Genomic DNA, 25994 nt, shown 5'->3' with positions numbered 1-25994 from the left:
GGAAGGGAGGGGAGATTTGAATGCCGCTTCGCTCTAGGCGTCATGCGATGAGCCGATGGCGAAAAGGGGTGCGCGTCGTCTGGAACCGCGCCCGCGCGATCGAAGCACGAGTCGACGACACCATCGCCGCAACCGGCCGCTGGCTGGTCGATCACCGCCCGCGGACCCGCGCGCACTGGATCGTCACCTCGCTCGGCCTGTTCGTCGTCGCGCTCGGCGTGATCGACTATCTCACCCTGCCGCCGCCGATCCCGAGCTATCGCGACGTCCGCGCCAACTGGAAATCGTCCGAGGCATGGCTCTACGACCGGCACGGCGTGCTGATCGATTCGTCGCGGGTCGATTATGCCCGCCGCCGGCTCGCCTGGGTCCCGCTCGACAAGGTTGCCGAGGCGACCAGGACGACCTTGGTCGCGGCCGAGGATCATCGCTTCTACAGCCATGGCGGCGTCGACTGGCTCGCCAGCCTGGGCGCGTTGCGCGATCGGATCGAGGGGCGCAAATCGCGCGGTGCCTCGACGCTCAGCATGCAACTTGCCGGCTTCCTGTCGCCCGATCTCGCGCGGCCCGGCGCGCGTTCCTGGCTCGACAAGATCCGTCAGATGCGTGCCGGCTGGGACGTCGAAAGCGACTGGAGCAAGGACGAGATCCTCGAAGGCTATCTCAACCTCGCGGGCTTCCGGGGCGAGGCGCAGGGGATCGGCGCCGCCGCGCTCAGCCTGTTCGGCAAGACCCCCGATGCGCTCAGCCGCGACGATGCGCTGATGCTCGCGGCGCTGTTGCCCGATCCGCAAGCCGGCGCGGGATCGGTGGCGCGGCGCGCCTGCCTGCTCAGCCATGAAAAGGATTGTTCGCGGTTCGAGGGCGAGGCCTATTCGATGCTCGGCCCGGCGCGCAGCCTGGCGCTCGACCCTGGGCTCGCGCCGCACCTCGCCAACAAATTGCTGACCAGGCCGGGACTGCGCGTCACCACCACGCTCGACGCCGATATCCAGCGGACCGCGATCGCCGCGCTCAAGCGCCAGCTCCAGGGGCTGGGCGGCAGCCGCGCGCGCGACGGCGCGGTGGTGGTGCTCGACAATGCGACCGGCGACGTGCTGGCCTATGTCGGCGGAATCGGCGGCAATTCCACCGCGCCCTCGGTCGACGGCGCGGGATCGTACCGCCAGGCCGGATCGACGCTGAAGCCGTTCCTCTATGCCGAGGCGATCGAGAAGGGGTACCTCACGCCCGCCTCGATCCTCGACGATTCCCCGGTCCAGCTCGACACGGCCTCTGGCCTCTATGTGCCGCAAAATTACGACAAGGGGTTCAAGGGCCCGGTCTCGGCGCGCTCGGCGCTGGCGGGGTCGCTCAATGTGCCCGCGGTGCGGACCTTGCTACTGGTCGGAGTCGATGCGTTTCGCGATCGCCTGTGGGACACCGGCTATCAGGGGCTGGTCGAGGACGGCGATTATTACGGCTTTTCGCTCGCCTTGGGATCGGCCGAAGTGACCTTGCTCGAACAGGCCGACGCCTATCGCAGCCTGGCCAATGGCGGGCGCTGGGCGCCGGTGCGAATGACCGCGAACGATCCGGTCCCGGCCGCGAAGCCGATCACCACGCCGCAGGCTGCGTGGATCGTCGCCGACATGATGGCCGATCCCAATGCCCGCGCGGTCACGTTCGGGCTCGATTCGTCGCTGCGCCTGCCGTTCTGGGCAGCAGTGAAGACCGGCACGTCCAAGGCGATGCGCGACAATTGGTGCATCGGCTTTTCGGATCGCTACACCGTCGCGGTGTGGGTCGGAAACATGGAAGGCGACCCGATGCGCGCCGTCTCGGGCACCAGCGGCGCGGCGCCGGTGTGGCGCGACGTGATGCTCGCTCTCCACGCCGACCGCCCGAGCAAGGCCCCGCCGATGCCATCTGGCGTGGAAGCGCGCGCGATCCGCTTCGCCGACAATATCGAACAGCCGCGGCGCGAATATTTTCTCGCCGGCACAGGCATGAACGTCGTGGCGGCGGCGCCCGACACCGCACGTCGCCCGCGTATCACAAATCCCGTCTCGGGCAGCGTCTATGCGATCGATCCCGACATCCCGATGGACCGCCAGCGCCTCGCGGTCGCGGTATCTGGCGACGCGGTCACGCACCGGCTGGTGCTCGACAGACAGGATTTAGGCGACGCCAGTACCGCGCCGCTGATCCTGCCGGGGCCAGGGCGGCACCGGCTGGCGCTGCTCGATCTGTCGGGGAAGGTGGTCGATCAGGTGATCTTCACGATGCGGTGAGAAAATCCCTCTCCCTTTGGGTGTATCAGGTAAACAGCGCCCCGCGCTGTTTAGGCCATGCCGGGGGCATGGCCGACCCGATGCAGGAGGGAGCCGCGCAGCGGCGGAAGGGTGAGGGCAGCGTTTGCCTTCACACCTGCCCTCACCTTCCCACTCGGCTAAGCCGAGCGGGCCCCTTCCTCTCCCAAAGGGAGAGGAGAATTGGGTTCTTCGTTCACGGTCGATCGATCCGGATCAATGAATCTTGGCTAGCGACTGAGTTGCGGTCATTCGGAGGCTGCCCTAGGCTCGAATTATGAGCAACAGCGACGCCACTTCGCTAATCGCTGAGATTGCGGCCCGAACCGAGATCGCGATTGAGTTGGCGAATCGCCGGCTTGAAAGCGAAACTGACCGCTGGCGTTGTAACTGTTACCGCCTTCTGGCGACCAATTTAGCGGCATATAAGAAATCGCTCGTGGAAGGGCGCCTCGGCGCGCCAGGCGGCGGCGCTGGATGGGGTGCCGGAAAGGCCCTATCCGATTGGGACCTAAACGATCAGGAAATGAGCGCTGCGGTGAATGCAGCGGAGACGCTTTTTCGAGACGGGCATTGATGACGGCTTCCCACCGTAGCGGAGACCAGACCGCCGATGGCCGTATCTAAGTGCCCCAAAAAAACGGGGCGTCCGGGCGGGCATTGAAAACGCCCGGACGCCCCGCCTTCCACTGGGAGCTTACCAGTAGAAGTTGTGGATCACGCGCAGCACCACGCCGCGGCGCGTGTCGATCAGCAGGACGTCGTCATAGTGGCGCACCCAGCGCTGGCCCCAGCCGGCCGGCGGCAGGCGATAGCGCCACGGATCGTTGATCCAATAGGCCGAGCCCCAATAAGTCGGCGCGATGCGCACGCCGGGGCGGAAGGCATAATAGCGAAACGGCGCGCGCCAGGTGCCGCGGGCATAGATGCTGCGGTTGCGGTTGCGCCAGTCGCGCCAATCATTGTCACCCCAGCGGCGGTTATGGTCTTCGCGCCAATCGCGACGGTCCTCGCGCAGTTCGCGGCGGTCGCGTTGCAAGTCGCGACGGTCTTCGCGGATTTCCCGGCGGTCGTGACGGATCTCGCCGCGGGATTGCGCTTGCGCCGCGACCGGCATGGCGGTGGCCGCGATCAGCGCGGTGAGGATCAATGTACGCATGATCGTCTCCCTTCCTTTTCCGGACAGCGCGTCTTCCGCGCCATCATGTCGGGAAGGATTAGGACGCCGACGCTGAACCCCTCGCGAACGCGTCGGTCAGGCTACAGCAAGGGTTTGGACGGCGTATCAGCCCCTCCCCTTCAGGGGAGGGGTAGGGGGTGGGGGAGTGCCTCAAGCCCCTCGTCTGTGGAGGGTCCCCACCCCAACCCCTCCCCTGAAGGGGAGGGGCTTGAATTGAAAAGCAAGTGCCGTGCGCCCACCCCCTTACGGCTGGCTGTCGTCGCCGCCGCCGGTGCCGGCGCCTGCCGCGCCGACCGAGCCGATATTGCCGAACAATTCCTCGAAGAAGCTGCGCTTGCGGCCCAGGGTCGGGGTGGTCTTGCCGTATGGCCGAATCGACGCGACCTGATCGAGGCCGGTGCGCGTGATGTTCGACACGACGCCCTTCTGGTCGAACGCGATCTTCAGCGTCACCTGGCTCCGCGCCTTTGGGTTCAAATAAGCGAGGTTGCGGCTGTCGCGCGCGATATAATACCACTCGCCGTTGTTGAACTGGCTGGCGAAGCTCGGCTTGCCGAGCGTCTGGATCACCGAGGCGCGGTTATCGACGCCCGGCTGAACCGAATTCACCAGGTCGGCATCGATGATATAACCCTGGTGCGAGCGCAGCGAGGTGCAGCCGCCGGCGAGCGCTACAACCGCGATTGCCGCGGTCAGGCCGCCAAACCGACCAACCATCCGGACTGCCTTCACCATTCGATACTCTCCGTGCGCCGACGCCAATCACCCGGCGCATTTGCATCGCGCGCCGTTCGCCTCAATATGCGGGGCGGGCGGACGGCACAAGGCCGCCGCCCGCGAAGGCGAGATTGATGGGTTTTTTCGACAGGTTCAGGGCGAAACGTGACGAAACCGCGGCGTTGTACGCGGCATTGGTGGCGCGCGCGCGCCAGCCGCATTGGTATCTGGACGGCGCGGTCGCCGATACGGTGGACGGCCGGTTCGACATGATCGCGGCGGTGCTGGCGATGGTCATGCTGCGGCTCGAGGCCGATTCCGCCGGAATCGCCGCGGCGACGCATCTGTCCGAAGCGTTCGTCGACGACATGGATCCGCAATTGCGCGAGATCGGGATCGGCGACTTGCTGGTCGGCAAGCATGTCGGTCGGATGATGGGAATGCTCGGCGGCCGGCTCGGCGCCTATCGCGATGGGCTGGCGGCGGGCGATCTCAAGCCGGCTTTGGTCCGCAACCTCTATCGCGGCGAGGCTCCCGATGCGGCGGCGCTGGCCCATGTCGAGCGCGAATTGCTGGCCTTGCGCCAGGGTCTCGACGGCATCGCGCTCGACCGGCTGATCGCGGGCCAATTGCCGTGACCATCGAGTTCGCGCGGCCGCAGCGCATCGATACGATTGGCGGCGAGCCGCGCGCCGTCGAGATCGAAGCGGATGCGCAGGAGCGCGCGGCGCTGGCCAAAAGATTCGACCTGATCGGCATCGAGCGGCTGACGGGCAGCTTCACGGTTCGCCGCGACGCGGCCGGCATCGTGGTCGAGGGACGGGTCGCAGCGGCGGTAACCCAGGCCTGCAGCATTACCGGCGATCCGCTCGCCGCGACGGTCGACGAGCCGGTCGCCTTGCGGTTCGTGCCGGAAGGCGATGCTGGCCAGGACGAGGTCGAACTGGGCGACAGTGAGATCGACGTCATTCCCTATGACGGCGGCGCGATCGACCTGGGCGAGGTCGCCGCCGAGACGATGGCGCTGGCGCTCGACCCCTTCCCGCGCGGGCCCAACGCCGAAGCGAAGCTGAAGGAAGCTGGCGTGCTGAGCGAGGAGCAGGCCGGCCCGTTCGGCGCGCTCGCGGCGTTGAAGGATAAGCTAGGAAAGACGTGACCGCCGGTCAGTCTGCGTCCGGCCCCAGGCTCGGGTCGAGATCTCGCGGGCGGACGAAAGTCGTGAGCGTGCAGCTCCCCGCCGCGACGTCGGCCCAATTGTCGGCGTCACACGTCATCACCGCCAGGCTCGCGGTCGGGAATTTGATCTCGACCTGATCGCGTTTCGCGTCGCCATCGGGCACCAGCAGCAGGATCAGGTCCTCAAGGCCGGGATTGTGCCCGGAGAGGAGCAGCGTGTCCGCCGTCACGGGCGCATCATGGACCAGTTCGAGCAAAGTCGCGGCCGAGGCGAGATAGGCGCGACGGTCCCAATCGGGGTCGATGCGGCGGCCATAGCCTTGCGATGCCTGTTCCAGCGTCTCGATCACGCGCGTGGCGGGCGAGGCGATGGCATAATCCCAGGACAGGCCGATCGCGCGCATATGGCTGCCCATCGTTCGCGCGGCGCGTTCGCCCTTGGGATTGAGGGCGCGATCGAAATCGCGGACGCCGTGATCGTCCCAACTCGATTTGGCGTGCCGGAGCAGGATGAGCGTCTTCATGGCGCCTTCTGGTTCAGGATAGCTTCTGCCCCTTGCCCGACCTGTGCGACAGAAGAAAGACGCGATCTCACGCGCGCGACCGCTTCGTCGAGCGGGACCCGCGCGATCGGCACGCCGGCCGGAAAGGCGGACAGCAACCGGCTGGGCATTGCCGCCGACAGCAAGACGAACGCGCCGCGATCGTCGGCGCGGCGGATCAGCCGGCCGAACGCTTGCGCGAGCTTGGCGCGGACAAGGCGATCGTCATAGGCAGAGCCCCCGCCCGCCAGCCGCCGCGCGGCGTGGAGCACGGTCGGTTTGGCCCAGGGCACGCCTTCCAGGATCACCTGGCGCAGCGATTCGCCGGGTACGTCGACGCCGTCGCGCAACGCGTCGGTACCGATCAGCGAGGCGCGGCGATCGTCGCGGAACATATCGACCAGGGTGCCGGGATCGATCGGATCTACATGTTGCGCGTAAAGCGGCAGGCCATCGCGCGCGAGCCGATCGGCGATCCGGGCATGGACCCCGCGCAGCCGCCGGATCGCGGTGAACAGGCCGAGCGTGCCGCCGCCGGCCGCCTCGATCAGCCGGGCATAGGCGTTGGCGAGCGCGGCCAGGTCGCCGCGTTTGACGTCGGTGACGATCAGCACTTCGGCCTGGTTGGCATAATCGAACGGGCTCTGCGCCTCGAACAATCCGGCGCCGCGATCGAGATGCGGGACGCCGGCGCGGGCCTCTGCGGTCAGCCAATCGGGATCGCCGGCCTTGAGTGTCGCCGAGGTGACCAGCACGCCATGCGCCGGCTTGAGCACCGTCGCCGCCAACGGCCGCGTCGGATCGAGCCAGCGCCGGTGCAGTCCGATATCGATTTCGCGCCCCTCGATCCGATCGACTGCCAGCCAGTCGACGAAATCGGGATCGGCCGGCCCGCCGATCCGCGCGAGCAGCCCGATCCAGGCGCCGACCGTATCGGTCCGCCAGCCGAGCGAGGCGATCGCGCCCTCGACGCGCGCGCGGGCCTGGCCGTCCAGCCAATCGGGGCCCTCGGCCAGCACCGCTTCGAGCCGCTGTCCAAGAGTCATTAGCGGGCGAAGCAGAGCCTCCAGCCCCTGCGCGGCCTCGGCGGCGGCTTCGATCAATGTCCCATCTGGTTCGGCCAGTTCTGTTTCGAGGCCATAGCCGGCATCGCCGTCCTGGGTCGCCCGGGCATAGGTCAGGCCGCGTACCGCCGCGAGCAGGCGTTCGATTACGCCGAACGGCTCACCTTCGGCCACGCGCTGCAGCCACCGGTCGCTCGCCAGCGCGCGTGCCGCTTCGACCGCGTCGTGGATCGCGCGGCCGCCGGCTTCGTCATAGCTGGCGACGTCGCTCAATCGCGCGGCGAGCCCGCGGCGGCGTCCGCGCGACGTCGATTCGGGCCCGACGATCCAGCGCCTGAGTTCGATCGATTCCTGCCCCGACAATGCGACCCCGAACATCGAATCGGCGGCCTCGAACAGATGATGGCCTTCGTCGAACACGTAGCGCGTCGGGCGGCTGTTGGCTTCGCGACCGCGCGCGGCGTTGACCATCACCAGTGCGTGGTTGGCGATGACGATATCGGCCTCGGCACTGGCGCGGGCGGCGCGCTCGATGAAGCATTTGCGGTAATGTGGGCAGCCCGCATAGACGCATTCGCCGCGCCGGTCGGTCAGCGCGGTCGATCCGTTGCGGCGGAACAGGGTGGGCAGCCAGCCGGGCAGGTCGCCGCCGATCATGTCGCCATCGGCGGTATAGGCTGCCCAGCGCGCGACGAGATGCGCGAGCATCGCCGCGCGGCCGGCGAACCCGCCCTGCAGCGCATCCTCGAGATTGAGCAGGCACAGGTAATTCTCGCGCCCCTTGCGCGTCACCACCCGGCGGCGGCGTTCGGCGGGGTCGGGGATCAGCCGCGCCGTCTCGTGATTGAGCTGGCGCTGCAGCGCCTTGGTGAAGGTCGAGATCCAGACCGGCCCGCCCGCCGCTTCCGACCAGAGCGAAGCCGGGGCGAGATAGCCCAACGTCTTGCCGATCCCGGTCCCCGCCTCGGCCAGAACCATGTTCGGATTGTCGCGCAATATACGGGGGGCGAAGGCGGCGGCGCAGGCTTCGGCAAAGGCGCGCTGGCCGGGACGCTGCTCGGCGCCGGCGCCGGTCAGATAATCGAGCCGCGCCGCTACATCGGCCTCGTGCAACGTCACCGGTCGTGGCGCCGGGCGCGGCGCGGCTTCATCCCATTCGGGCAATTTGGTGAACAGCCAGCGTTCGTGCTCGCGCGGCTTGGCGATGCGCTCGGCGACCAGCGGCGACCACGGCCAGCGCAACCGCGCCAGGCTCTGTGCGGCGGTCCAGGCGCCCTCGCGTTCGGGCCATTCGCCCTCGGCGAGCGCCAGCAATGCGGCGGCGGCGTCGCGCAGGAACGGCGCGACGCGATCCTCGTTCTCGGGCTCGGTCAGGCCAAGGGCGCGGGCAAAACCGCGCGGGGTCGGGGCGAGGAAGGTTGCGGGTTTGAGGAAAGCGTAGAGTTCGAGCAGGTCGAGTCCCGACAGATCGGCATAACCGAGCCGCTGCCCGATCAATGGCGCGTTGAGTACGATCATCGGCGTGTCGGCGGCGCGCCGGATCGCCTCGCCCCGGCTGATCGCGCTGCACCCCTCGGTATCGGCGATCCAGACGCCGGCGTGGCTGGCGTGAAGCGCGGGATAGGGAAGTTCGGGGGGCACGCCGACCTTGTGGCGGCCCCCGAACAAAATGGCAACGTCGGGGACGTTTTCAGCTTCGCTACCGTTTCAGCTTTGCTGAAACAGAGTCTAGGATTGCGCCAGATAGGCGTCGAGCTGATCGAAGGAGCCGGTCCAGCCGCCGGTCATCGAGTCCATCATGCTTGCAAAGAACGCTTCCTCTTCGGACGATGCGTCGAGCGGCACCCATTCGAGCGTGACGCGAGTGCCGTCATCGACTTCGGCAAACGTCACCGTCGTCCGCAGTTCGAGCGGGAACAAGGGCGCGAAGGGGGCGCGGATGCGAGCGCCATGTTCATCGGCGAAACCATGGATCCACATGAGCCTCGACGGCGGGTCGACCTGCTCGAACACGAACTTGCTGAACATCGCCGATCCGTCGGGGGCATCCATGCGCCCGCGCCACACGCCGCCGGGCCTGAGATCGTATTCGAGGACGGTTCCCTTGGTCTCCTTCGGGCCGAACCACGCCGCCAGCCGCTGGGGATCGGTCCAGGCCGCCCAGACGCGTTCGCGCGATGCGTCGAACACGCGCGTGATGGTGAAGCTGGGTGTGGTCATTCGGCTTTTCCTTCTGTCGCTTTGAGAAAGGCGTCGAGTTGGTCGAAACTGTCGCTCCACAAGGTACGCAGCCCGTCTATCCATTGGCGCGCATCGTCGAGCGCGTCCGCCTTGAGGCGCCGTGGCCGCGCCTGCGCTGCCTTGCCGCCTTCGATCAGTCCGGCCGATTCGAGCACCTTCAGGTGGCGGGAGATTGCCGGCTGGCTGATCCCGAACGGGCGTTGCAGTTCGCCCACCGTCGCCTCGCCCCGCGCCAGCCGGGCGAGGATCGCGCGACGGGTGGGATCGGCAAGGGCCGCGAACTGACGATCGAGCAACGAATCCATAGCAAGTACGTTATATAACTATTATGTTATATGCAACCTTGGCCGGTGCGATCGGAATCGGCCGTTCGCGGGGCACGGCGAGCAACAGCGGATTGAGGTGCGCGGCGAGATCGCCTGACGGCGGGGTAGGGTCATGCCCACACCAGGTTCCGCCGGAGTTCTGCCAATCGCCACAAGGTTGCAAAAAGCCGGCGCATCGCGCACTCGGCTCTCCGTCATGGTAGCCGAACTCGAACAGATGCAAGCCCTGCGCGCCGCCGCGCTCGAATCCAAGGCCTGGCCGTACGAGGAAGCGCGCAAATTGCTCAAGCGCTACCCGAACGGGAAACCGGGCGGCGAGCCCGTGCTGTTCGAGACTGGCTATGGGCCGTCGGGCCTGCCGCATATCGGCACGTTCAACGAAGTGTTGCGCACGACGATGGTCCGCCACGCGTTCGAGACGCTGTCGGACATCCCGACCCGGCTGATCGCCTTTTCGGACGATATGGATGGGCTGCGCAAGGTGCCCGACAATGTCCCCAACAAGGAGATGCTGGCCCAGTATCTCGGCAAGCCGCTGACGCGCATCCCCGATCCCTTCGGTACGCATGAGAGCTTTGCCGCGCATAACAATGCGATGCTGCGCGAGTTTCTCGACCGCTACGGTTTCGAATATGAATTCGTCTCGTCGACCGATTATTATACCGGCGGCAAGTTCGACGACGCGCTGCGCAGCGTGCTTCGGCACTATCAGGCAGTGATGGACATCATGCTGCCGACGCTGCGCGCCGAACGCCGGGCGACCTATTCGCCGGTGCTGCCGATCAGCAAGAAGTCGGGAATCGTCCTCCAGGTGCCGGTCGAGGTGGTCGACGCCGAAGCCGGGATCGTCCGTTTCGCCGATGAGGGTGAGACGGTCGAGCAGTCGATCCTGTCGGGTGGCGCCAAGCTGCAATGGAAGGTCGATTGGGCGATGCGCTGGGTCGCGCTCGGCGTCGATTACGAAATGGCGGGCAAAGACCTGATCGATTCGGTGGTTCAGTCGGGCAAGATCACCCGCGCTCTGGGTGGCCGCCCGCCCGAGGGCTTCAATTACGAGATGTTCCTGGACGAAAAGGGCGAGAAGATCTCGAAGTCGAAGGGCAACGGCCTGTCGATCGAGGAATGGCTGACCTATGGCCCCGACGAGAGCCTGGCTTTCTATATCTATCGCGAGCCCAAGAAGGCGAAGTCGCTCCATCTCGGGCTGATCCCGCGCGCGGTCGACGATTATTGGCAGTTCCGCGCGAATTACGCGAACCAGCCGGTCGAGCAACGGTTGGGCAATCCGGTCCACCATATCCATAACGGCCCCCCGCCGACGGAGACGCTGCCGGTGACGTTCGGGCTGTTGCTCAACCTGGTCGGGGTAATGGGCGGCGATGCGACCAAGGAGCAGGTCTGGGGGTATCTCGGCAATTACGTGGCGGACGCCTCGCCGGAAAAGTATCCGGCGCTCGACCAGCTGATCGGTTATGCGCTCGCTTATGCCCGCGATTTCGTCGCGCCGACGCTCAAGCGCCGCGCACCGGAGGGTGTCGAGGTCGAGGCTCTGAAGCGGCTCGACGCCGATCTCGCCGCACTGCCTGCCGACGCGAGCGCCGAGGACATCCAGAACATCGTCTACGAGATCGGCAAGACCGGCGGGTTCGCCGAACTGCGCGACTGGTTCAAGGCGCTGTACGAGACGTTGCTCGGATCGAGCCAGGGCCCGCGCATGGGCAGCTTCATCGCGCTGTACGGGGTTGAGAATACGCGGAAACTGATCGCCGAGGCACTGGCGCGGTGAGGTGGTCCTAGCCCCTCCCCTTCAGGGGAGGGGTCGGGGGTGGGGCCTTTCCACAGGCGACACGGCTTGGGGCACTGCCCCACCCCAACCCCTCCCCTGAAGGGGAGGGGCTTGATATGGCCGGCATGACGAAGGAGGTGATCGTGAGCCAAACAAAACGCAGCTCCATCCTCCGGGATTTCCTCGAGGACGAAGCGGCCGGCGGCATCGTCCTGATCGCCGCGGCCCTGCTCGCGATGATCGCCGCCAACTCGCCGCTCGCCGCCGATTATTTCCACTTGCTGCATGTCGAAACCGGCCCGGTGCTGGCGCCCAAGCTGGGGCCGATGACGGTGCATCTGTGGGTCAACGACGCGCTCATGGCCGGGTTCTTTTTCCTCGTCGGGCTCGAGATCAAGCGCGAGCTGATCGACGGCGAGCTGTCGCAGCCGGCCGATCGCACCTTGCCGGTGATCGCGGCGGCGGCCGGGATGGCCGTCCCGGCGATCGTCTATCTCGCCGTCGTCGCGGGGGACCCCGCGCTGGTGCGCGGCTGGGCAATCCCGGCGGCGACGGATATCGCCTTTGCGGTAGGGGTAATGGCGTTGCTCGGATCGCGCGTGCCCGCCCCGCTCAAGCTGTTCCTGACCACGGTCGCGATCGTCGACGATATGGGCGCGGTGGCGATCATCGCGGTCGCCTATAGCCAGGGACTCGATCTCGTCTCGCTGGGCGGCGCGGCGGTCGTGCTTGGAGTCATGATCGCGATGAACCGCGGCGGGGTAGTGCGCCTGCTGCCCTATATCATTCTGTCCGGCCTGCTGTGGTGGCTGGTGCTGCGGTCGGGAGTGCATGCGACGATCGCCGGCGTGCTGGCGGCGATGACGATCCCGATCCGGACCTCACCGGGCGCGCCCGATGACGCCGAATCGCCGCTGCACCGGCTCGAACACGCGCTCAGCCCATGGATCGCTTTCCTGGTGGTGCCACTGTTCGGCTTCGCCAATGCCGGTGTATCGCTGGGCGGCCAGGGATTGCATGTCCTTGCCGAGCCGCTGGTCATCGCGGTCGCGGCGGGCCTGTTCGTCGGCAAACAGACCGGCATGCTGGGCGCCGTCGCGCTCGCGGTGAAGCTTGGCTGGGCGGAGCGGCCGGGCCGGGCGTCGTGGACGCAGGTTTACGGCGTGCTGCTGCTCGCCGGGATCGGGTTCACGATGAGCCTGTTCATCGGCGGGCTTGCCTTTGCCGATCCCGCCTTGATCGATCGGGTCAAGGTCGGCGTCCTGATCGGATCGATCCTGTCGGGCCTGGCGGGTTTTGTGGTGCTGCGCTGGGTCGCGCGGCCGATGCGTGAGGCATGATGCGCAAATTCTTCGATCCCCGGCAATTACTGCACGCGCCGGCGCGCGAGCTGCATAATGGAGGCTTCACCGATTATGCCGAAAAGCCGTCGCGTGCCGAGACGATCCTGGCCGCGATCGGCGGCGCGGAAGCGCCCGAGGATCGCGGCGAGGCCCCGATCCTGGCCGTGCACGATCCCGACTATATCGCTTTCCTGAAGACCGCCGCGGCGCGCTGGGCGGATGCGGGACGGTCGGGCGACGCGATGGGCTATGTCTGGCCGGTGGTCGGACGTCGGCCGCTCCGGCTCGACCGGATCGACGCTCTGCTCGGCCAATATAGTTTCGACGGCGGAACCCCGCTTACGGCGCGCACATGGGAAAGCGCCTATTGGAGCGCGCAATCGGCGCTGGCGGCGACCCAGGCTGTGCTCGACGGCGAGCGCGCCGCTTTCGCCTTGTGCCGTCCGCCCGGCCATCATGCCGGCGCCGATTATTATGGCGGCTATTGCCATCTCAACGTCGCGGCGATCGCAGCGCAGGCGGCACGCGATGCGGGCCGGCCGCGGGTCGCGATCCTCGATATCGACTATCACCACGGCAACGGGACGCAGGACATTTTCTGGACGCGCGGCGACGTCTTCTACGCCTCGCTCCACGCCGATCCGGCGACCGATTATCCTTTCTATTGGGGCCATGCCGATGAGGTCGGTGAGGGCGAGGGACGCGGCGCGACACTCAACCTTCCGCTGCCGCAGGGGACGATGATCGACGCATTCCGCGCGGCGCAGGCACAAGCGCTACGGGCGATCGCCGATTTCGGCGCCGAGCTGCTGGTGGTGAGCTTCGGCGCGGATACCTATATCGGCGATCCCATCTCCGCCTTTCGGATCGAAACGCCCGATTATGCCCTGCTCGCCGCAGATATCGCCGCCGCCGGCCTGCCGACCGTGATCGTGATGGAGGGAGGCTATGCGGTCGAAGCGCTTGGCGAGAACGTCGCGAGCCTGTTGAGCGGCTTCTGAATGGCGCTGGCCAAGGGCAGCGCCGATTACCGGCGCCTGACGTTGGCGATGCTGTTCGCGGGATTCTCGACCTTTTCGCTGCTCTATTCGGCGCAGCCTTTGCTGCCGCTATTCGCGCATGACTTCCACCTGAGCGCCGAGGCGGCGAGCCTGGCGGTCGGTTTGGCGACCGGGCCGCTGGCGATCGGCATCCTGGTCGCCGGGGCACTGTCGGATCGCTGGGGACGGCGGCCGATGATGGTCGCGGCGATGTTCCTGGCCGGCGGGTTCAGCCTGGCGACGGCGGCGGCGCCGGGCTGGCCGGCACTGCTCGCCTTGCGGTTCCTGACCGGTGTGGCGCTGGCGGGCGTGCCGGCGGTGGCGATGGCCTATGTCAGCGAAGAGGTCGATCACGAGTCGGTCGGTTCGGCGATGGGGCTCTATATCGGCGGCAGCGCGATCGGCGGGATGGCAGGGCGATTGGGCGTCAGCCTGCTGACCGATCTGGCCGGCTGGCGCGGCGCGATAGCTTTGGTCGGCGTCGCGGGGTTGGCGATGGCCGAGGCGTTCCGGCGGCTGGCGCCCGAATCGCGGCATTTCGTCCGCTCTGCGCCGCCGCCCCGCGATGTCGTGCGTGGATTCGCATCCCTGTTACGCGACCGCGCGATGCAACTCTTGTTCCTCGAGGCGTTCGTGCTGATGGGCGTGTTCGTCAGCATCTACAATTATGCCGGCTTCCGGCTAATGGCGCCGCCTTATTCGCTGGGGCATGCCGCGGTCGGCGCGATCTTCCTGCTCTATCTGCTCGGCTCATGGAGCTCGGCCTGGTTCGGCGGCGTCGCCGGCCGGCTGGGGCGCCGGCGCATCTTCTGGATGCCGGTAGTGTTGCTTATCGCTGGAGTTGCGCTGACCGCGGCCGAGCCGCTCGCTTTGGTCGTGGCGGGGATCGGCGTAGTGACGATCGGCTTCTTCGGCGCGCATTCGATCGCCAGCGCCTGGGTCGGACGTCGCGCGCTCACGCAACGCGGCCAGGCGGCGGCGCTCTATCTGTTCTTCTACTACGCCGGATCGAGCGTGTTGGGGTCGCTGTGCGGCATCGCCTGGACGCGGGCGGGGTGGCCGGGCGTGACGTGGTTCTGCGGGGCGCTCGGCGCGATCGCGTTGATCGTGGGACTTGTTCTCAGAACGATCCCGCCGCTGCCGCAGAACGAAGTGACCCCGCCCAAGCCGCTTGGGACGGACTGAAATAATTTCTTCATGATCCCGGAACTGGGCGCGTTATCGCGCGTTGATATCCTGCTTGAACGAAAGAGAGAGCATTTTAGACGAACCCACGCTTCGCGCGTAGGATCGTCCTAGGGAGCCCCGCCGCACCATGTGCGACGGGGCTTACTCTTTTGGGCTTGGTCTGAGCACTGCGCCGCCCAGGCGGTTTCGGACGACGCCTCTCCCAAACGAGAACGACGCGGGAGCAAGTCCCGCGTCGTCGTCGGTCGGCGCGTAGGCGCCGCCGGCCGGTCGAACTGTCGCGAGCGGGCTACACCGCTCGCGCCGGTGCGCAGCTGACGCTGCTCCCTACAGCTTCGACGTCAACTCCGGCACGATCTTGAACAGGTCGCCGACCAGGCCGATATCCGCGACCTGGAAGATCGGGGCGTCCTCGTCCTTGTTGATCGCGATGATCGTCTTCGAGTCTTTCATGCCCGCCAGATGCTGGATCGCGCCCGAGATGCCGATCGCCATATAGACTTCGGGGGCGACGATCTTGCCGGTCTGGCCGACCTGATAGTCGTTGGGGACATAGCCCGCATCGACCGCGGCGCGCGACGCGCCGACCGCGGCGCCGAGCTTGTCGGCGAGCGGCTCGATCACCGAGTGGAAGTTCTCGCTCGAGGCGAGCGCGCGGCCGCCCGAGACGATCACCTTGGCGCTGGTCAGTTCAGGACGCTCGAGCTTGGCGATCTCCGACCCGACATAGGTCGAGACCGATTGCTCCAGGCCGGCGCCGTCGGTCGCGACGACCTTGGCATTGCCGCCCTCGGGCGCGGCCTTGTCGAACGCGGTGCCGCGTACGGTGATGACCTTCTTCGCGTCCTTGGTCTGGACGGTGGCGATCGCGTTGCCGGCATAGATCGGGCGCGTGAACGTGTCCTCGCTCTCGACCGACAATATGTCGCTGATCTGCATGACGTCGAGCAGCGCGGCGACGCGCGGCGCGATGTTCTTGCCGTTCGAGGTCGCGGGCGCGAGGAACGCGTCATGATCGGCCATCAGCTTGACGACCAAAGGCGCGACGGTTTCGGCCAGCGGGTGTTCAAGCGCGGCATTGTCGGCGGTCAGGACAGTGCTGACGCCGGCGATCTTGGCGGCTTCGGCGGCGACCGCGTCGACGCCCGATCCGGCGACCAGCAGATCGACCTCGCCGAGCTTGGAAGCGGCGGTGACCACGGCGAGCGTGGCATCCTTGACGGTCTTGCCGTCATGTTCGACCCAGACGAGCGTCTTCACTTGGCAACTCCCATCGCCTTGAGTTTGGCTACCAGCTCATCGACATCGGCGACCTTGACGCCGGCGGTGCGCTTGGGCGGTTCGACGACCTTGAGCGTCGTCAGCCGCGGGGTGACGTCGACGCCGTAATCGGCCGGCGTCTTCTGGTCGAGCGGCTTCGACTTGGCCTTCATGATGTTGGGCAGCGAGGCATAACGCGGCTCGTTGAGGCGAAGGTCGGTGGTGATGATCGCCGGCAGCGTCAGCTTCTCGGTCTCCGAGCCGCCATCGACTTCGCGCGTCACGGTGACGCTGTCCGAGGCGAGTTCGACCTTTGAAGCAAAAGTGGCCTGGCCGACGCCGAGCAGGCCCGCCAGCATCTGGCCGGTCTGGTTGTTGTCGTCGTCGATCGCCTGCTTGCCCAGGATCACCAGATCGGGCTTCTCGGCCTCGACGATCGCCTTCAACAGCTTGGCGACGCCCAGCGGCTCGACCTTATCGTCCGAGACGACCAGGATCGCGCGGTCGGCACCCATGGCGAGCGCGGTACGCAAGGTTTCCTGCGACTTCGCCTCGCCGATCGACACAGCGACGATCTCCGTCACGCCCTTGTCTTTCAGACGGATCGCTTCTTCGACCGCGATCTCGTCGAACGGGTTCATCGACATCTTGACGTTGGCCAAATCGACCCCCGTCCCGTCCGCCTTCACGCGGGGCTTCACGTTATAGTCAAGCACACGCTTGACCGGCACCAAGACTTTCATTCCATCTACTCCGTCGTCCGAACGTTCCCTGGGAAGGCGGCCGCTCGGGCCTTGTGGTTCACGTTAACGTCAAATCGCCGTCGCCGCTACTTCGTCGATTTCGCCGCGACGAACGATGCGAATTGCTCGAGGTTGGCGGCCGACGCTTGGACCAGATCGCCGCGCGCCGCATCGCTGCCGGTAGTGACGTCCGCGGTCGTCACCGTGAGCGGGCTGTCAACTTTCTTCCTGTAGGTGATGGGTTTGGCCGTGCCATCGCGCCAGCTTTGCAACACGAAGGTGGTGACTAGCCGGCTGCCGCCGACGATCGCACCGGTAACCAGGCCGAGCCGCTCCTTCGGCACCGTGTCGGTCAGAATCGCGTAGGTGTTGTCGACCACCAGATCGGCATAACACGGCGCATCCGACGCATAGAGCCGGGTACCGTCGAGCTTGCGCTTGTCGAGGTCGAGCAAGTCAGCGTGCCGCACGATTTTAAGCTCGCCGGCGCTGGGGGAAAGCGTCCGCAGTCCCGCGTCATCCAGTGCGCCGGCAACGGCCGCAGTGGTAAATACCGCGCCGCCGGGCGGGGGCGGCGTCACCTTGACGAACGCGTTGGGCTTGGCGGGCTTAAACGTGCGGCTCGGATAGCCCGCCGCGGTAATATGGAGCTCGCAGAGGCTGTCCGCCGCGCGGGCGGAGACCGGCGACAGGAGCATGCCGACCGAGGCGATCGCCATCGTCCCGACCCATGCGCCCCGTCCCGTCATCCGCTCCCTCTTCCCTTATCGCCGTGCCCGGCCCGCCATTCGGCGGTACCGCGTCAAGCCGCCTTCTTCACCTCGGCGACGATCTTCTGTGCCGCGTCGCCGAGATCGTTGGCGGGAACGATCGCCAGGCCCGAATTGGCCAGGATGTCCTTGCCCTGCTGGACATTGGTGCCCTCGAGGCGGACGACCAAAGGCACGCTCAGATTCACTTCCTTGGCGGCCGCGACGATGCCCTCGGCGATGATGTCGCAGCGCATGATGCCGCCGAAGATGTTGACCAGGATGCCCTTCACCGCGGGATCGCTCAGGATGATCTTGAACGCCGCGGTGACCTTTTCCTTGTTGGCGCCGCCGCCGACGTCGAGGAAGTTGGCCGGGAACATGCCGTTCAATTTGATGATGTCCATCGTCGCCATGGCGAGGCCGGCGCCGTTGACCATGCAGCCGATATCGCCGTCGAGCTTGATATAGGCGAGGTCGTATTTCGACGCTTCGAGTTCGGCCGGATCCTCTTCGGTCTCGTCGCGCAGCGCGAGCAGGTCCTTGTGGCGGAACATTGCGTTCGAATCGAAACCGACCTTGGCGTCGAGCACCATCAGCTTGTCGTCGTCGGTGACGGCGAGCGGATTGATCTCGATCTGGCTGGCGTCGGTGCCGAGGAACGCGTCATACAGCTTGCCGGCGACCGAGGCGGCCTGCTTGGCGAGATCGCCCTTCAGGCCCAGCGCGGCAGCGACGGCGCGGCCGTGATGCGGCATGAAGCCGGTCGCGGGATCGATGTCGAACGTGTGGATCTTCTCCGGCGTGTCGTGCGCGACGGTCTCGATGTCCATGCCGCCTTCGGTCGAAACGACGAACGCGACTCGGCCGGTGACGCGATCGACCAGCGCCGCGAGGTAGAATTCCTTGGCGATATCGACGCCATCGGTGACGTAGAGACGGTTGACCTGCTTGCCATGCTCGCCGGTCTGGACCGTGACGAGCGTGTTGCCGAGCATGTCGGCCGCGGCGGCGCGGACTTCATCCAGCGTCTTGGCGAGGCGGACACCGCCCTTGGCGTCAGGACCGAGTTCCTTGAACTTGCCCTTGCCGCGGCCTCCGGCATGGATCTGGGCCTTCACGACATAAAGCGGCCCGGGCAGCTTCTTGGCGGCATCGACCGCTTCGTCGACGGTCATCGCGGCATAGCCGGCGGGCACGGGGACGCCGAATTTCGCGAGCAGTTCCTTGGCCTGATATTCGTGAATGTTCATGAAGGGCCTTCTCTCGGGTTTTCGAAGATAGGGAATGGAGAGGCCTTAAGCACAGCGGGAGCGATGAATCCACCCCCGCTCGCCTTGGGGCGACGGTAGTTCTATAGCGCACGCGATGACCTGGCCTTTTGGCATCTTGCTGTTTCTCGCAACCGTAATCGCGATGGAGGGGTTCGCCTATGTGATGCATCGCTGGGTGATGCATGGCCCGGGCTGGTTCCTCCACGCGAGCCATCACCGGGCGCGGGCGGGACGGTGGGAGCTCAACGACCTATATGCGGTGATCTTCGCGGTGCCGTCGATCATGCTGTTGCTCGGCGGCGTGCAGCTCGGCTGGTGGTGGGGCTGTACCTGGATCGGCGCGGGAATCGCGGCCTACGGCGCGATCTATTTCGGGTTCCACGACGTCATCGTCCATCGCCGGGTCGCCACGCGCTATCTGCCGCGATCGGCCTATATGAAACGCATCATCCAGGCGCACCGGCTGCACCATGTGGTCGAGACGAAGCGCGGCACGGTCAGTTTCGGCTTCCTGTGGGCGCCGCCGCCGGAGGCGCTCAAGGCCGAACTCAATCGCCGCGGCAATGCCGGGGTTCGCGCGCCGGCCGGCGATACCGCCCGATAGATATTGGCTATCGACGCGCGGTGATCCTCGACTGGCATTTCTATGCGCTGGCGATCCCGGCGGTGCTGATGCTCGGCCTGTCCAAGGGCGGGTTTGCGGGACTCGGCGCATTGTCGCTGCCGATGCTCGCCTTCGTCATTTCGCCGGTCCAGGCCGCGGCGATCCTGTTGCCGATCCTGATCGTGCAGGACGTGGTTGGGGTCTGGGCGTTCCGCCGCACCGTCGACTGGCGATTGCTCGGCTGGATGATGCCGGGGGCGATCCTGGGGATCGTGCTTGGCTATCTGTTCGCCGCGAAATTGTCGGAAAGCGCGGTGCTCGGCGCGGTCGGCGCGATCTCCTTGCTGTTCGGCGCCTATCGACTCTGGGCCGATCGCCACGGCCCGCCGCAAGTGGCCAAGGGACTTCCCGAGTGGCTCGGCATGCTGTTCGGCATCGCCTCCGGCTTCACCAGCCAGATCGCGCATGCCGGCCAGCCGCCGTTCCAGGTCTGGGTGTTGCCGCACCGCCTGTCGCGCGACGTGCTGGTCGGAACGACCGCGGTCTTCTTCGCCGCGGTCAACTGGATCAAGGTGCCGGCCTATATCGCACTCGGCCAGTTCACTCATGCCAATCTGCTGACGGCGGCCGCATTGCTGCCGGTGGCGGTCGTCTCGACCTTCGCCGGTGTCTGGCTGGTGCGGCGCGTTTCCGCCGAGCGCTTCTATGTCGCGATTTACGTGTTGATGGTGCTGGTCGGCGCAAAATTGCTGTGGGACGCCCTCGTCTGAGTAAATCGGACCGGATCGGCCGGGTCTTTGCCAAATGTTAACGGCGGCTAAGCATAAAGAGCGCCATGGACATGCATTCGTTCGGATTCGATCGAGCGACTGACGGCGAGGACGATCATCGCCAGCAACAGCGCGTGCCGATCGCCATACCGGCGCGGCTACGCGATCGGCATTCCAACAAATATAATGTCCGCCTGCTCGATCTGTCGGTCACCGGGTTCCGCGCCGAGGCGCATTATGCGCTCGACGCGGGGCAGATCGTCTGGCTGGCGATCCCCGGCATGCAGGGGCTGGAAGCGACGGTCGCCTGGCGCCACGGCCTGGAGATCGGGTGCAGTTTCCGCCAGCCGCTCTATCCGCCAGTGCTCGATCACATCGTGAAGACGTTGGGACATTAGGCGGTAGGCTCTAAAAGCGGCCTGACGGCTTCCGACTCAATTGCGGACCTTTGCGATCGCCGCCTCGCCGCCCCAAAGCGGACCGACCGAAAAACCGACCAACCGCACACGTTCAGGTCAGGTATCCGCTTATTTTGGCCCCGCGCCCATTGTTTTCCTCACTCCGTCGATATCGAGCGGTCCCGCCGGTAACACGAAATGCTCAGCCGGTATCGGATCGCGATTGACGGTATCGAGTTGCAATCCCGTGAATAAGATAGGTGCGCCGGTCTTGAGAATGTCCTGCATTCCCTTCAACGGGCTCGTGTCGCCTAGAACTTGGCCCATCATCGTAACCGACATGTTGAACTGATATGCCATCGCTACGCCAAGCGGAGCGAGATCAGGATCGGTACTGATTACAACAATCGGATTGCCAATAGGTTTGCCGTCTTTCGCAATATCCATGTAATACGCGATACCTTTTCGGCCTCGGATCGTCACTTCGCCGCCCTTTACCAGCGTGAAGCCGGGAGCATCCTTGCTTTTCGGCGGCGGCATGTCCGGCATGATCTTTTTCATTTGCTCGGCCATGACCGTTGCCATGTCTTCGACACGCATGACCGCCGGGCCGTCAAACGTCGCCTGAATCATGTAGCCGTGTCCGTCACGAGTAATGAAGTAGGCGTTTGGGGCACCGGTTTGACCGCGTATGTCGCCGTTCGCGGCGATTTCGATCTTCATCGTCATGGCACCGTTCGGCCCAACGTAATTCGCCGTCATGTCCGCTAGCGCAGGCGTGGCAAACGCCAGAAGCCCAATCGCCGCCGAAATCTTCACGAACTTCATGAGTATCCTCCTGGCCGACCGGGAAAAATCATACAGCAACGCTACCGCTTCGCGAGCGCTTCGCCCAGAGCACGCGAACCAACCTGACCGCGTGAGGCTTCGAGGCGATGGTTCGAACAGGATCGCAGGAGCTACGGAATGGCGGCTTCCCGAGGAAGCGTTCCCGAAAGCGGCTTCAACGCTCCCATCCATAGTCGGGCCATCTAATCCTTTTGCCGATCGCGGCCGTCTATGGGCGCGCGACTTGGGGCCGCACCCGACCGCGCTGGGTCACTTCGGAAGCAGGAACGCCCGGGTTACGCAGGACTGTGCGCGGGCTCTTGGCTCCTGCTTTCGCAGGAGCCGTGCGGAGATTGGCTGCCGCCTCAGTCGAACAGGCTGGAAACCGAGCTCTCGTCGGCAATCCGCCGGATCGCTTCGGCGAGCAACGGCGCGATGGTCAGATGGCGGACCTTTTTCGCGGCGGCGATCGTCGCGTGGTTGCCGATCGAATCGGTGATGACCAGTTCCTCGAGCACCGATCCCTCGACCCGGGCGATCGCGCCGCCCGACAGCACGCCGTGGGTGACGTAGGCGACGACGCCCGCGGCGCCCGCTTCCTTCAGCGCGGCGGCGGCGTTGCACAACGTGCCGGCCGAATCGACGATATCATCGATCAAGATGCAGAAGCGCCCCTCGACATCGCCGATGATGTTCATCACTTCGGACTCGCCGGCGCGTTCGCGGCGCTTGTCGACGATCGCCAGCGGCGCGTTGTCGAGCCGCTTGGCGAGCGCGCGGGCGCGCACCACGCCGCCGACGTCGGGCGACACGACCATCAGATTCTTGTCCGAATGGCGCGCCAGGATGTCGGTCGACATGACCGGAGCGGCGAACAGGTTGTCGGTGGGGATGTCGAAGAAACCCTGGATCTGCCCCGCGTGCAGGTCGACCGACAGCACGCGATTGGCCCCGGCAACGGTGATCAGGTTGGCGACCAGTTTGGCCGAGATCGGCGTGCGCGGGCCGGGCTTTCGATCCTGGCGGGCATAGCCGAAATAGGGCAGCACGGCAGTGATCCGCTTGGCCGACGCGCGCTTCAGCGCGTCGATGCAGATCAGCAATTCCATGAGGTTATCGTTGGCAGGGAACGCCGTCGATTGCAGCACGAAGACGTCCTCGCCGCGGACATTCTCGTTGATCTCGACGAATATCTCCTCGTCGGCGAACCGCCGGACGAGTGCATCGGTCAGCGGTAGTTCGAGATAGCCGGCAATCGCCTTGGCCAGTGGCAGGTTCGAATTGCCGGTCATCAGCTTCATTGGTGCTCGCCCCTTCGAGGTTTGCGCGCCTCCTTAGAAGGGAGTCTGCAGCCGGTCCAGCACCCCGCGTTCGGTGATGTAGCCGGTAACAAGCCGCGCCGGGGTGACGTCGAAGGCGGGGTTATAGGCGTCGGACTGAGTCAGCCGCACCGTTTCCAGCCCGTGATCGGTAGCGCCGGTGATCTCGGTCAGTTCGGCGGGCGAGCGCTCCTCGATCGGGATCGCGTCGCCGCTCGGCGTCGCTGCGTCGAACGTCGTGTAGGGCAAAGCGACATAGAAGGGCACGCCGGTATCGTGCGCGGCGAGCGCTTTCAGATAGGTGCCGATCTTGTTGCACACATCGCCATTGGCGGTGACGCGATCGGTGCCGACGATCACCGCATCGACCTGGCCGCGCGCCATCAACAGGCCGCCGGCATTGTCGGCGATCAAGGTATGCGGGACGCCATGATTGCGCAGCTCGAACGCGGTCAGCAACGCGCCCTGGTTGCGCGGCCGTGTCTCGTCGACCCAGACGTGCAGGGGCAGCCCGGCATCGTGCGCGAGATAGATCGGCGCGGTCGCGGTGCCATAATCGACCGTCGCCAGCCAGCCGGCATTGCAATGCGTCAGGATGTTGAGCGGGCGATCGGGATTCTTCGCATGGAGGTCGCGGAGCAGGGCCAGACCATGCTCGCCGATCGAGCGGCATAAACGCTCGTCCTCGTCGACGATCGCCTGAGCGCGCGCAAAGGCAGCCGCGGCGCGATCGGTAAGCGGCAGCGGGCGGACCGCGGCGGCAACCTGGTCGAGCGCCCATTTGAGGTTGATCGCGGTCGGGCGGGTCGCATTGAGGCGCGCATAAGCTGCCTGGATCGCCGCATCGCCGGGGTCGGCGGCGATCGCCATCGCCAGGCCATAGCCGCCGACCGCGCCGATCATCGGCGCGCCGCGCGTCCACATGTCGCGGATCGCCACCGCCGCCTCGTCTTCGGTCCTGAGCTCGACCCAGCGCACTTCCCAGGGAAGCTGGCGCTGGTCGAGGATGCGCGCGCCCGTGCCCTCGGCGGTCGGCACGATCGAGCGGGTGCGTTCGCCTTGCAGGATCACGGCAATATCTCGGCAAAGCTGGCGATCTCGCCGCGACCGGTATCGCGGTCGATCAGCAGCGCGCGCAGCCCGGCCGCTTTCGCCGCGTCGGTCTCGGCGGCGACGTCGGACACGAACAGGATATCGGCGGGGTCGAGCTTCAGCGCGGCGGCGATTTTGACGTAGGATTCGGCCTCGCGCTTTGGCCCGGTGGTCGTGTCGAAATAGCCGGAAAGGTAGCCAGTCAGGTCGCCTGCCTCGCTATGCCCGAAGATCAGCTTCTGCGCCTCGATCGATCCCGAGGAATAGATGCACAGCTTGATCCCCGCCTCGCTCCAGCGTTTCAGCGCCTCGGGCGTGTCGGGGTAGACGTGCGCCTTGAGCTCGCCCGCTTCATAGCCCTCGCGCCAGATGCGTCCCTGAATGTCCTTGAGCGCGGTTTCCTTGGCGTCGACATCCATCCAGGCGAGCAAGGTCGCGACCGGATCGCCCGGCGGCATCGCGGCAAGGACCGGGGCGATCTCCTCGCGATGGATCGGCACCCAGGCGGGAATGCGCGCCCGGGCATAAGGGAATAGAACATCGGCGACATAGGCGATGCTCGTGGTGGTCCCCTCGATATCGAGCAGGATGGCCTTGGGCGGGGTCGGGCTCACGCTAATCCCATCGTTCGTAATTGGTGATCCGGATCGCCAGGGCGAACGGACTGGAGAGGGCGTCAGCCCGAAGCGCGCTCGTGACGCGGGAAACGATCGGCGATGGCATCGCCGGTGAATTTGGCGACCCAGCCCTCGGGATTCTCGAACAGGCGGATAACGGTGAAGCTCGGCTCGGGCCCCATGTCGAACCAATGGCGCATGCCCGCCGGAACCGAGATCAGGTCCCCGGCCGTGCACAAGACGGCGTGGACGCGGTCGTCGTCGGTGCGCAGCGTGAACAATCCTTCGCCGGCGACGAAGAAGCGCACTTCGTCCTCCGAATGGCGATGCTCGGACAGGAACTTCGCGCGCATTGCGGCGCGATCGGGATGATCGGGCGTCACACCGATGATATCGACGGATTGATAGCCCTGTTCGGTCTTCAGCTTGTCGATCTCGGGCGCATAAGCGGCGAGCACGGCGTCGGTGTCGGCGCCGCCGGTGTCGCGGAGCGGCCAGCGTTCGTAGCGCACCCCGATCCGTTTCAGCGCGTCGCCGATCCATTTGGGGTCGCTGGTGTCGAGCACCGGAGTGTCGCCGTCATCGGCGGTAAAGACGCGAAGGCGAGTCATGACGCGCTATCCCTGAAACTGCGTTCGGCCAGTTCGGTGGCGATCAGCCATTCGACGGCTTCGAGCACGCGCTCGGCTTCGTCAAGGTCCTTGCCCCAGGCATAGAGGCCATGATCGCGGATCAGATAGGCAGGCGCCGCGCCGGGCCGTGCCAATGCCGGGGCGATCGCCGCTTCGATGACGGCCATGTCTTGGCTGTTGTCGACGATCGGCAGCGCGATTTCGGTTTCGTGCGTGGTCTGGCCGGGAAACACCTTGAGCAATTCATGGCCGGCGAAATGCCAGGCTTTCAGGTCGCGGAAGGCGCGAGTCAGGCCGACCGCTTGCGGCGAATGGCCGTGGAGCACGGCGCCCGCCGCGGGGAACTGGCGATAGATCGACAGGTGGAGATGTGTTTCCGCAGAGGGCTTGCCGGTACCAACGACTTGGCCGTCCCTATCGAGGCGCAACACCCCCTCTTCGCTCAGGCGCCCCTTGTGCCAGCCGGATGCGGTCACCGCGAAGCCGTCGTCGAGCCGGACCGAGTAATTGCCCGCCGTCGCCGGCGCCCAGCCGCGCGCGTCGAGGCGGCGGCCGACCGCGATGATCCCCGCCCGTGCGGCGTCGAAGCTGCTCGTCGTCATGCCGGCCACTTACGGCGACTCGCGGCGACGCGCCAGCACGCGGTGACTTTAGGGTGTCCGCTTTTCCGCGCGTTGCTCTGGCGAAAAAATCGGGCGCCGCTCCGGATGGAGCCGCGCCCTCAGGGGAGGATAAACTATCGTCGGCCGACCGAATTCCCGTCGGTAAACCTGTCGTCGGCAACGATGGTAATCGGTGTCAGAAGGAAGCGCAA

The 25994-nt window shown here is 66.0% G+C and carries 27 protein-coding genes; 11 read left to right on the top strand and 16 right to left on the bottom strand.

Annotated elements, in window-relative coordinates; all coding sequences use genetic code 11:
• Nucleotides 1-47 precede the first annotated feature (47 nt).
• Both pbpC and Q0L25_RS21620 read left to right on the top strand, forming a co-directional pair.
• Entirely contained in the window at nucleotides 48-2273 is a 2226-nt protein-coding gene (gene pbpC, locus Q0L25_RS21625; RefSeq protein WP_296617937.1) for a penicillin-binding protein 1C, read from the top strand.
• Nucleotides 2274-2568: 295 nt separating this feature from the next.
• On the top strand, nucleotides 2569-2868 hold the full coding sequence (locus Q0L25_RS21620; protein WP_296617936.1) for a hypothetical protein: 300 nt from the start codon (nucleotides 2569-2571) through the stop codon (nucleotides 2866-2868).
• A gap of 120 nt (nucleotides 2869-2988) precedes the next feature.
• On the opposite strand, the gene Q0L25_RS21615 is transcribed toward Q0L25_RS21620, so the two are convergent.
• Both Q0L25_RS21615 and Q0L25_RS21610 read right to left on the bottom strand, forming a co-directional pair.
• The gene (locus Q0L25_RS21615; protein WP_296617935.1) at nucleotides 2989-3450 is read right to left on the bottom strand and encodes an RcnB family protein; all 462 of its coding nucleotides are present in this window, start codon (nucleotides 3448-3450) and stop codon (nucleotides 2989-2991) included.
• A gap of 264 nt (nucleotides 3451-3714) precedes the next feature.
• The gene (locus Q0L25_RS21610) at nucleotides 3715-4206 is read right to left on the bottom strand and encodes an outer membrane protein assembly factor BamE (RefSeq protein WP_296617934.1); all 492 of its coding nucleotides are present in this window, start codon (nucleotides 4204-4206) and stop codon (nucleotides 3715-3717) included.
• A gap of 116 nt (nucleotides 4207-4322) precedes the next feature.
• Here Q0L25_RS21610 and Q0L25_RS21605 point away from each other — a divergent pair, with 116 nt between their 5' ends.
• On the top strand, nucleotides 4323-4826 hold the full coding sequence (locus Q0L25_RS21605) for a ubiquinol-cytochrome C chaperone family protein (RefSeq protein WP_296617932.1): 504 nt from the start codon (nucleotides 4323-4325) through the stop codon (nucleotides 4824-4826).
• Nucleotides 4823-5344, top strand: a complete 522-nt coding sequence (locus Q0L25_RS21600; protein WP_296617930.1) for a DUF177 domain-containing protein — start codon at nucleotides 4823-4825, stop codon at nucleotides 5342-5344. The genes Q0L25_RS21605 and Q0L25_RS21600 overlap by 4 nt, the downstream gene beginning before the upstream one ends.
• Before the next feature lie 7 nt (nucleotides 5345-5351).
• On the opposite strand, the gene Q0L25_RS21595 is transcribed toward Q0L25_RS21600, so the two are convergent.
• From Q0L25_RS21595 to Q0L25_RS21580, 4 genes are all read right to left on the bottom strand, one after another.
• Nucleotides 5352-5888, bottom strand: coding sequence for a histidine phosphatase family protein (locus Q0L25_RS21595; RefSeq protein WP_296617929.1), 537 nt, complete (start codon nucleotides 5886-5888; stop codon nucleotides 5352-5354).
• The gene (locus Q0L25_RS21590; protein WP_296617927.1) at nucleotides 5885-8611 is read right to left on the bottom strand and encodes an ATP-dependent DNA helicase; all 2727 of its coding nucleotides are present in this window, start codon (nucleotides 8609-8611) and stop codon (nucleotides 5885-5887) included. Before Q0L25_RS21590 ends, Q0L25_RS21595 begins: the two co-directional genes overlap by 4 nt.
• An 87-nt stretch (nucleotides 8612-8698) precedes the next feature.
• Nucleotides 8699-9190, bottom strand: a complete 492-nt coding sequence (locus tag Q0L25_RS21585; RefSeq protein ID WP_296617926.1) for an SRPBCC domain-containing protein — start codon at nucleotides 9188-9190, stop codon at nucleotides 8699-8701.
• Nucleotides 9187-9516 (bottom strand): helix-turn-helix transcriptional regulator, encoded by a 330-nt coding sequence (locus tag Q0L25_RS21580; RefSeq protein WP_296617924.1) that lies wholly within the window; start codon nucleotides 9514-9516, stop codon nucleotides 9187-9189. The genes Q0L25_RS21585 and Q0L25_RS21580 overlap by 4 nt, the downstream gene beginning before the upstream one ends.
• A gap of 217 nt (nucleotides 9517-9733) precedes the next feature.
• Between Q0L25_RS21580 and Q0L25_RS21575 the strand changes: the two genes are divergently transcribed.
• The 4 genes from Q0L25_RS21575 to Q0L25_RS21560 all read left to right on the top strand — a co-directional run bounded on the left by Q0L25_RS21575 (nucleotide 9734) and on the right by Q0L25_RS21560 (nucleotide 14891).
• Nucleotides 9734-11323: a lysine--tRNA ligase gene (locus Q0L25_RS21575; protein ID WP_296617923.1), complete on the top strand. Its 1590-nt coding sequence runs from the start codon at nucleotides 9734-9736 to the stop codon at nucleotides 11321-11323.
• A 125-nt stretch (nucleotides 11324-11448) separates the two neighbouring features.
• Complete coding sequence (gene nhaA / locus Q0L25_RS21570) at nucleotides 11449-12663, top strand: Na+/H+ antiporter NhaA (protein ID WP_296617997.1); 1215 nt, start codon at nucleotides 11449-11451, stop codon at nucleotides 12661-12663.
• Nucleotides 12663-13667 (top strand): histone deacetylase family protein, encoded by a 1005-nt coding sequence (locus Q0L25_RS21565; RefSeq protein ID WP_296617995.1) that lies wholly within the window; start codon nucleotides 12663-12665, stop codon nucleotides 13665-13667. The genes nhaA and Q0L25_RS21565 overlap by 1 nt, the downstream gene beginning before the upstream one ends.
• Nucleotides 13668-14891, top strand: coding sequence for an MFS transporter (locus Q0L25_RS21560; RefSeq protein ID WP_296617921.1), 1224 nt, complete (start codon nucleotides 13668-13670; stop codon nucleotides 14889-14891).
• 330 nt (nucleotides 14892-15221) lie between these two features.
• On the opposite strand, the gene Q0L25_RS21555 is transcribed toward Q0L25_RS21560, so the two are convergent.
• The 4 genes from Q0L25_RS21555 to sucC form a co-directional block, all read right to left on the bottom strand.
• Complete coding sequence (locus tag Q0L25_RS21555) at nucleotides 15222-16154, bottom strand: FAD-binding protein (protein WP_296617920.1); 933 nt, start codon at nucleotides 16152-16154, stop codon at nucleotides 15222-15224.
• Nucleotides 16151-16897 carry an electron transfer flavoprotein subunit beta/FixA family protein gene (locus Q0L25_RS21550; RefSeq protein ID WP_296617918.1) on the bottom strand — a complete coding sequence of 249 codons (747 nt, stop codon included), beginning with the start codon at nucleotides 16895-16897 and terminating at the stop codon, nucleotides 16151-16153. The genes Q0L25_RS21555 and Q0L25_RS21550 overlap by 4 nt, the downstream gene beginning before the upstream one ends.
• An 86-nt stretch (nucleotides 16898-16983) precedes the next feature.
• The gene (locus Q0L25_RS21545; protein WP_296617917.1) at nucleotides 16984-17616 is read right to left on the bottom strand and encodes a hypothetical protein; all 633 of its coding nucleotides are present in this window, start codon (nucleotides 17614-17616) and stop codon (nucleotides 16984-16986) included.
• A gap of 83 nt (nucleotides 17617-17699) precedes the next feature.
• A complete protein-coding gene (gene sucC, locus Q0L25_RS21540) occupies nucleotides 17700-18899 on the bottom strand; it encodes an ADP-forming succinate--CoA ligase subunit beta (RefSeq protein ID WP_296617915.1) in 1200 nt (399 codons plus the stop codon).
• Between the two features lie 115 nt (nucleotides 18900-19014).
• Here sucC and Q0L25_RS21535 point away from each other — a divergent pair, with 115 nt between their 5' ends.
• From Q0L25_RS21535 to Q0L25_RS21525, 3 genes are all read left to right on the top strand, one after another.
• Nucleotides 19015-19524, top strand: coding sequence for a sterol desaturase family protein (locus Q0L25_RS21535; protein WP_296617914.1), 510 nt, complete (start codon nucleotides 19015-19017; stop codon nucleotides 19522-19524).
• A 20-nt stretch (nucleotides 19525-19544) separates the two neighbouring features.
• The gene (locus tag Q0L25_RS21530) at nucleotides 19545-20294 is read left to right on the top strand and encodes a sulfite exporter TauE/SafE family protein (protein ID WP_296617912.1); all 750 of its coding nucleotides are present in this window, start codon (nucleotides 19545-19547) and stop codon (nucleotides 20292-20294) included.
• A gap of 65 nt (nucleotides 20295-20359) precedes the next feature.
• Complete coding sequence (locus tag Q0L25_RS21525; RefSeq protein ID WP_296617911.1) at nucleotides 20360-20692, top strand: PilZ domain-containing protein; 333 nt, start codon at nucleotides 20360-20362, stop codon at nucleotides 20690-20692.
• 129 nt (nucleotides 20693-20821) lie between these two features.
• On the opposite strand, the gene Q0L25_RS21520 is transcribed toward Q0L25_RS21525, so the two are convergent.
• From Q0L25_RS21520 to mtnB, 6 genes are all read right to left on the bottom strand, one after another.
• Entirely contained in the window at nucleotides 20822-21520 is a 699-nt protein-coding gene (locus Q0L25_RS21520) for a hypothetical protein (protein ID WP_296617909.1), read from the bottom strand.
• A 365-nt stretch (nucleotides 21521-21885) separates the two neighbouring features.
• A complete protein-coding gene (locus Q0L25_RS21515; protein ID WP_066584259.1) occupies nucleotides 21886-22821 on the bottom strand; it encodes a ribose-phosphate pyrophosphokinase in 936 nt (311 codons plus the stop codon).
• 33 nt (nucleotides 22822-22854) lie between these two features.
• Nucleotides 22855-23910: an S-methyl-5-thioribose-1-phosphate isomerase gene (gene mtnA, locus Q0L25_RS21510; protein ID WP_296617906.1), complete on the bottom strand. Its 1056-nt coding sequence runs from the start codon at nucleotides 23908-23910 to the stop codon at nucleotides 22855-22857.
• Nucleotides 23907-24545 carry an acireductone synthase gene (mtnC, locus tag Q0L25_RS21505; RefSeq protein ID WP_296617904.1) on the bottom strand — a complete coding sequence of 213 codons (639 nt, stop codon included), beginning with the start codon at nucleotides 24543-24545 and terminating at the stop codon, nucleotides 23907-23909. Before mtnC ends, mtnA begins: the two co-directional genes overlap by 4 nt.
• A 62-nt stretch (nucleotides 24546-24607) precedes the next feature.
• Entirely contained in the window at nucleotides 24608-25159 is a 552-nt protein-coding gene (locus Q0L25_RS21500) for a cupin domain-containing protein (protein WP_296617901.1), read from the bottom strand.
• Complete coding sequence (gene mtnB / locus Q0L25_RS21495; protein ID WP_296617899.1) at nucleotides 25156-25782, bottom strand: methylthioribulose 1-phosphate dehydratase; 627 nt, start codon at nucleotides 25780-25782, stop codon at nucleotides 25156-25158. The genes Q0L25_RS21500 and mtnB overlap by 4 nt, the downstream gene beginning before the upstream one ends.
• Nucleotides 25783-25994 lie beyond the last annotated feature (212 nt).

The organism is Sphingomonas sp. (assembly GCF_024508665.1).
Taxonomy (GTDB): Bacteria; Pseudomonadota; Alphaproteobacteria; order Sphingomonadales; family Sphingomonadaceae; genus Sphingomonas.
Note: the sequence above shows the minus strand (reverse complement) of the source record. Positions and strands in the feature narration are given on the sequence as shown.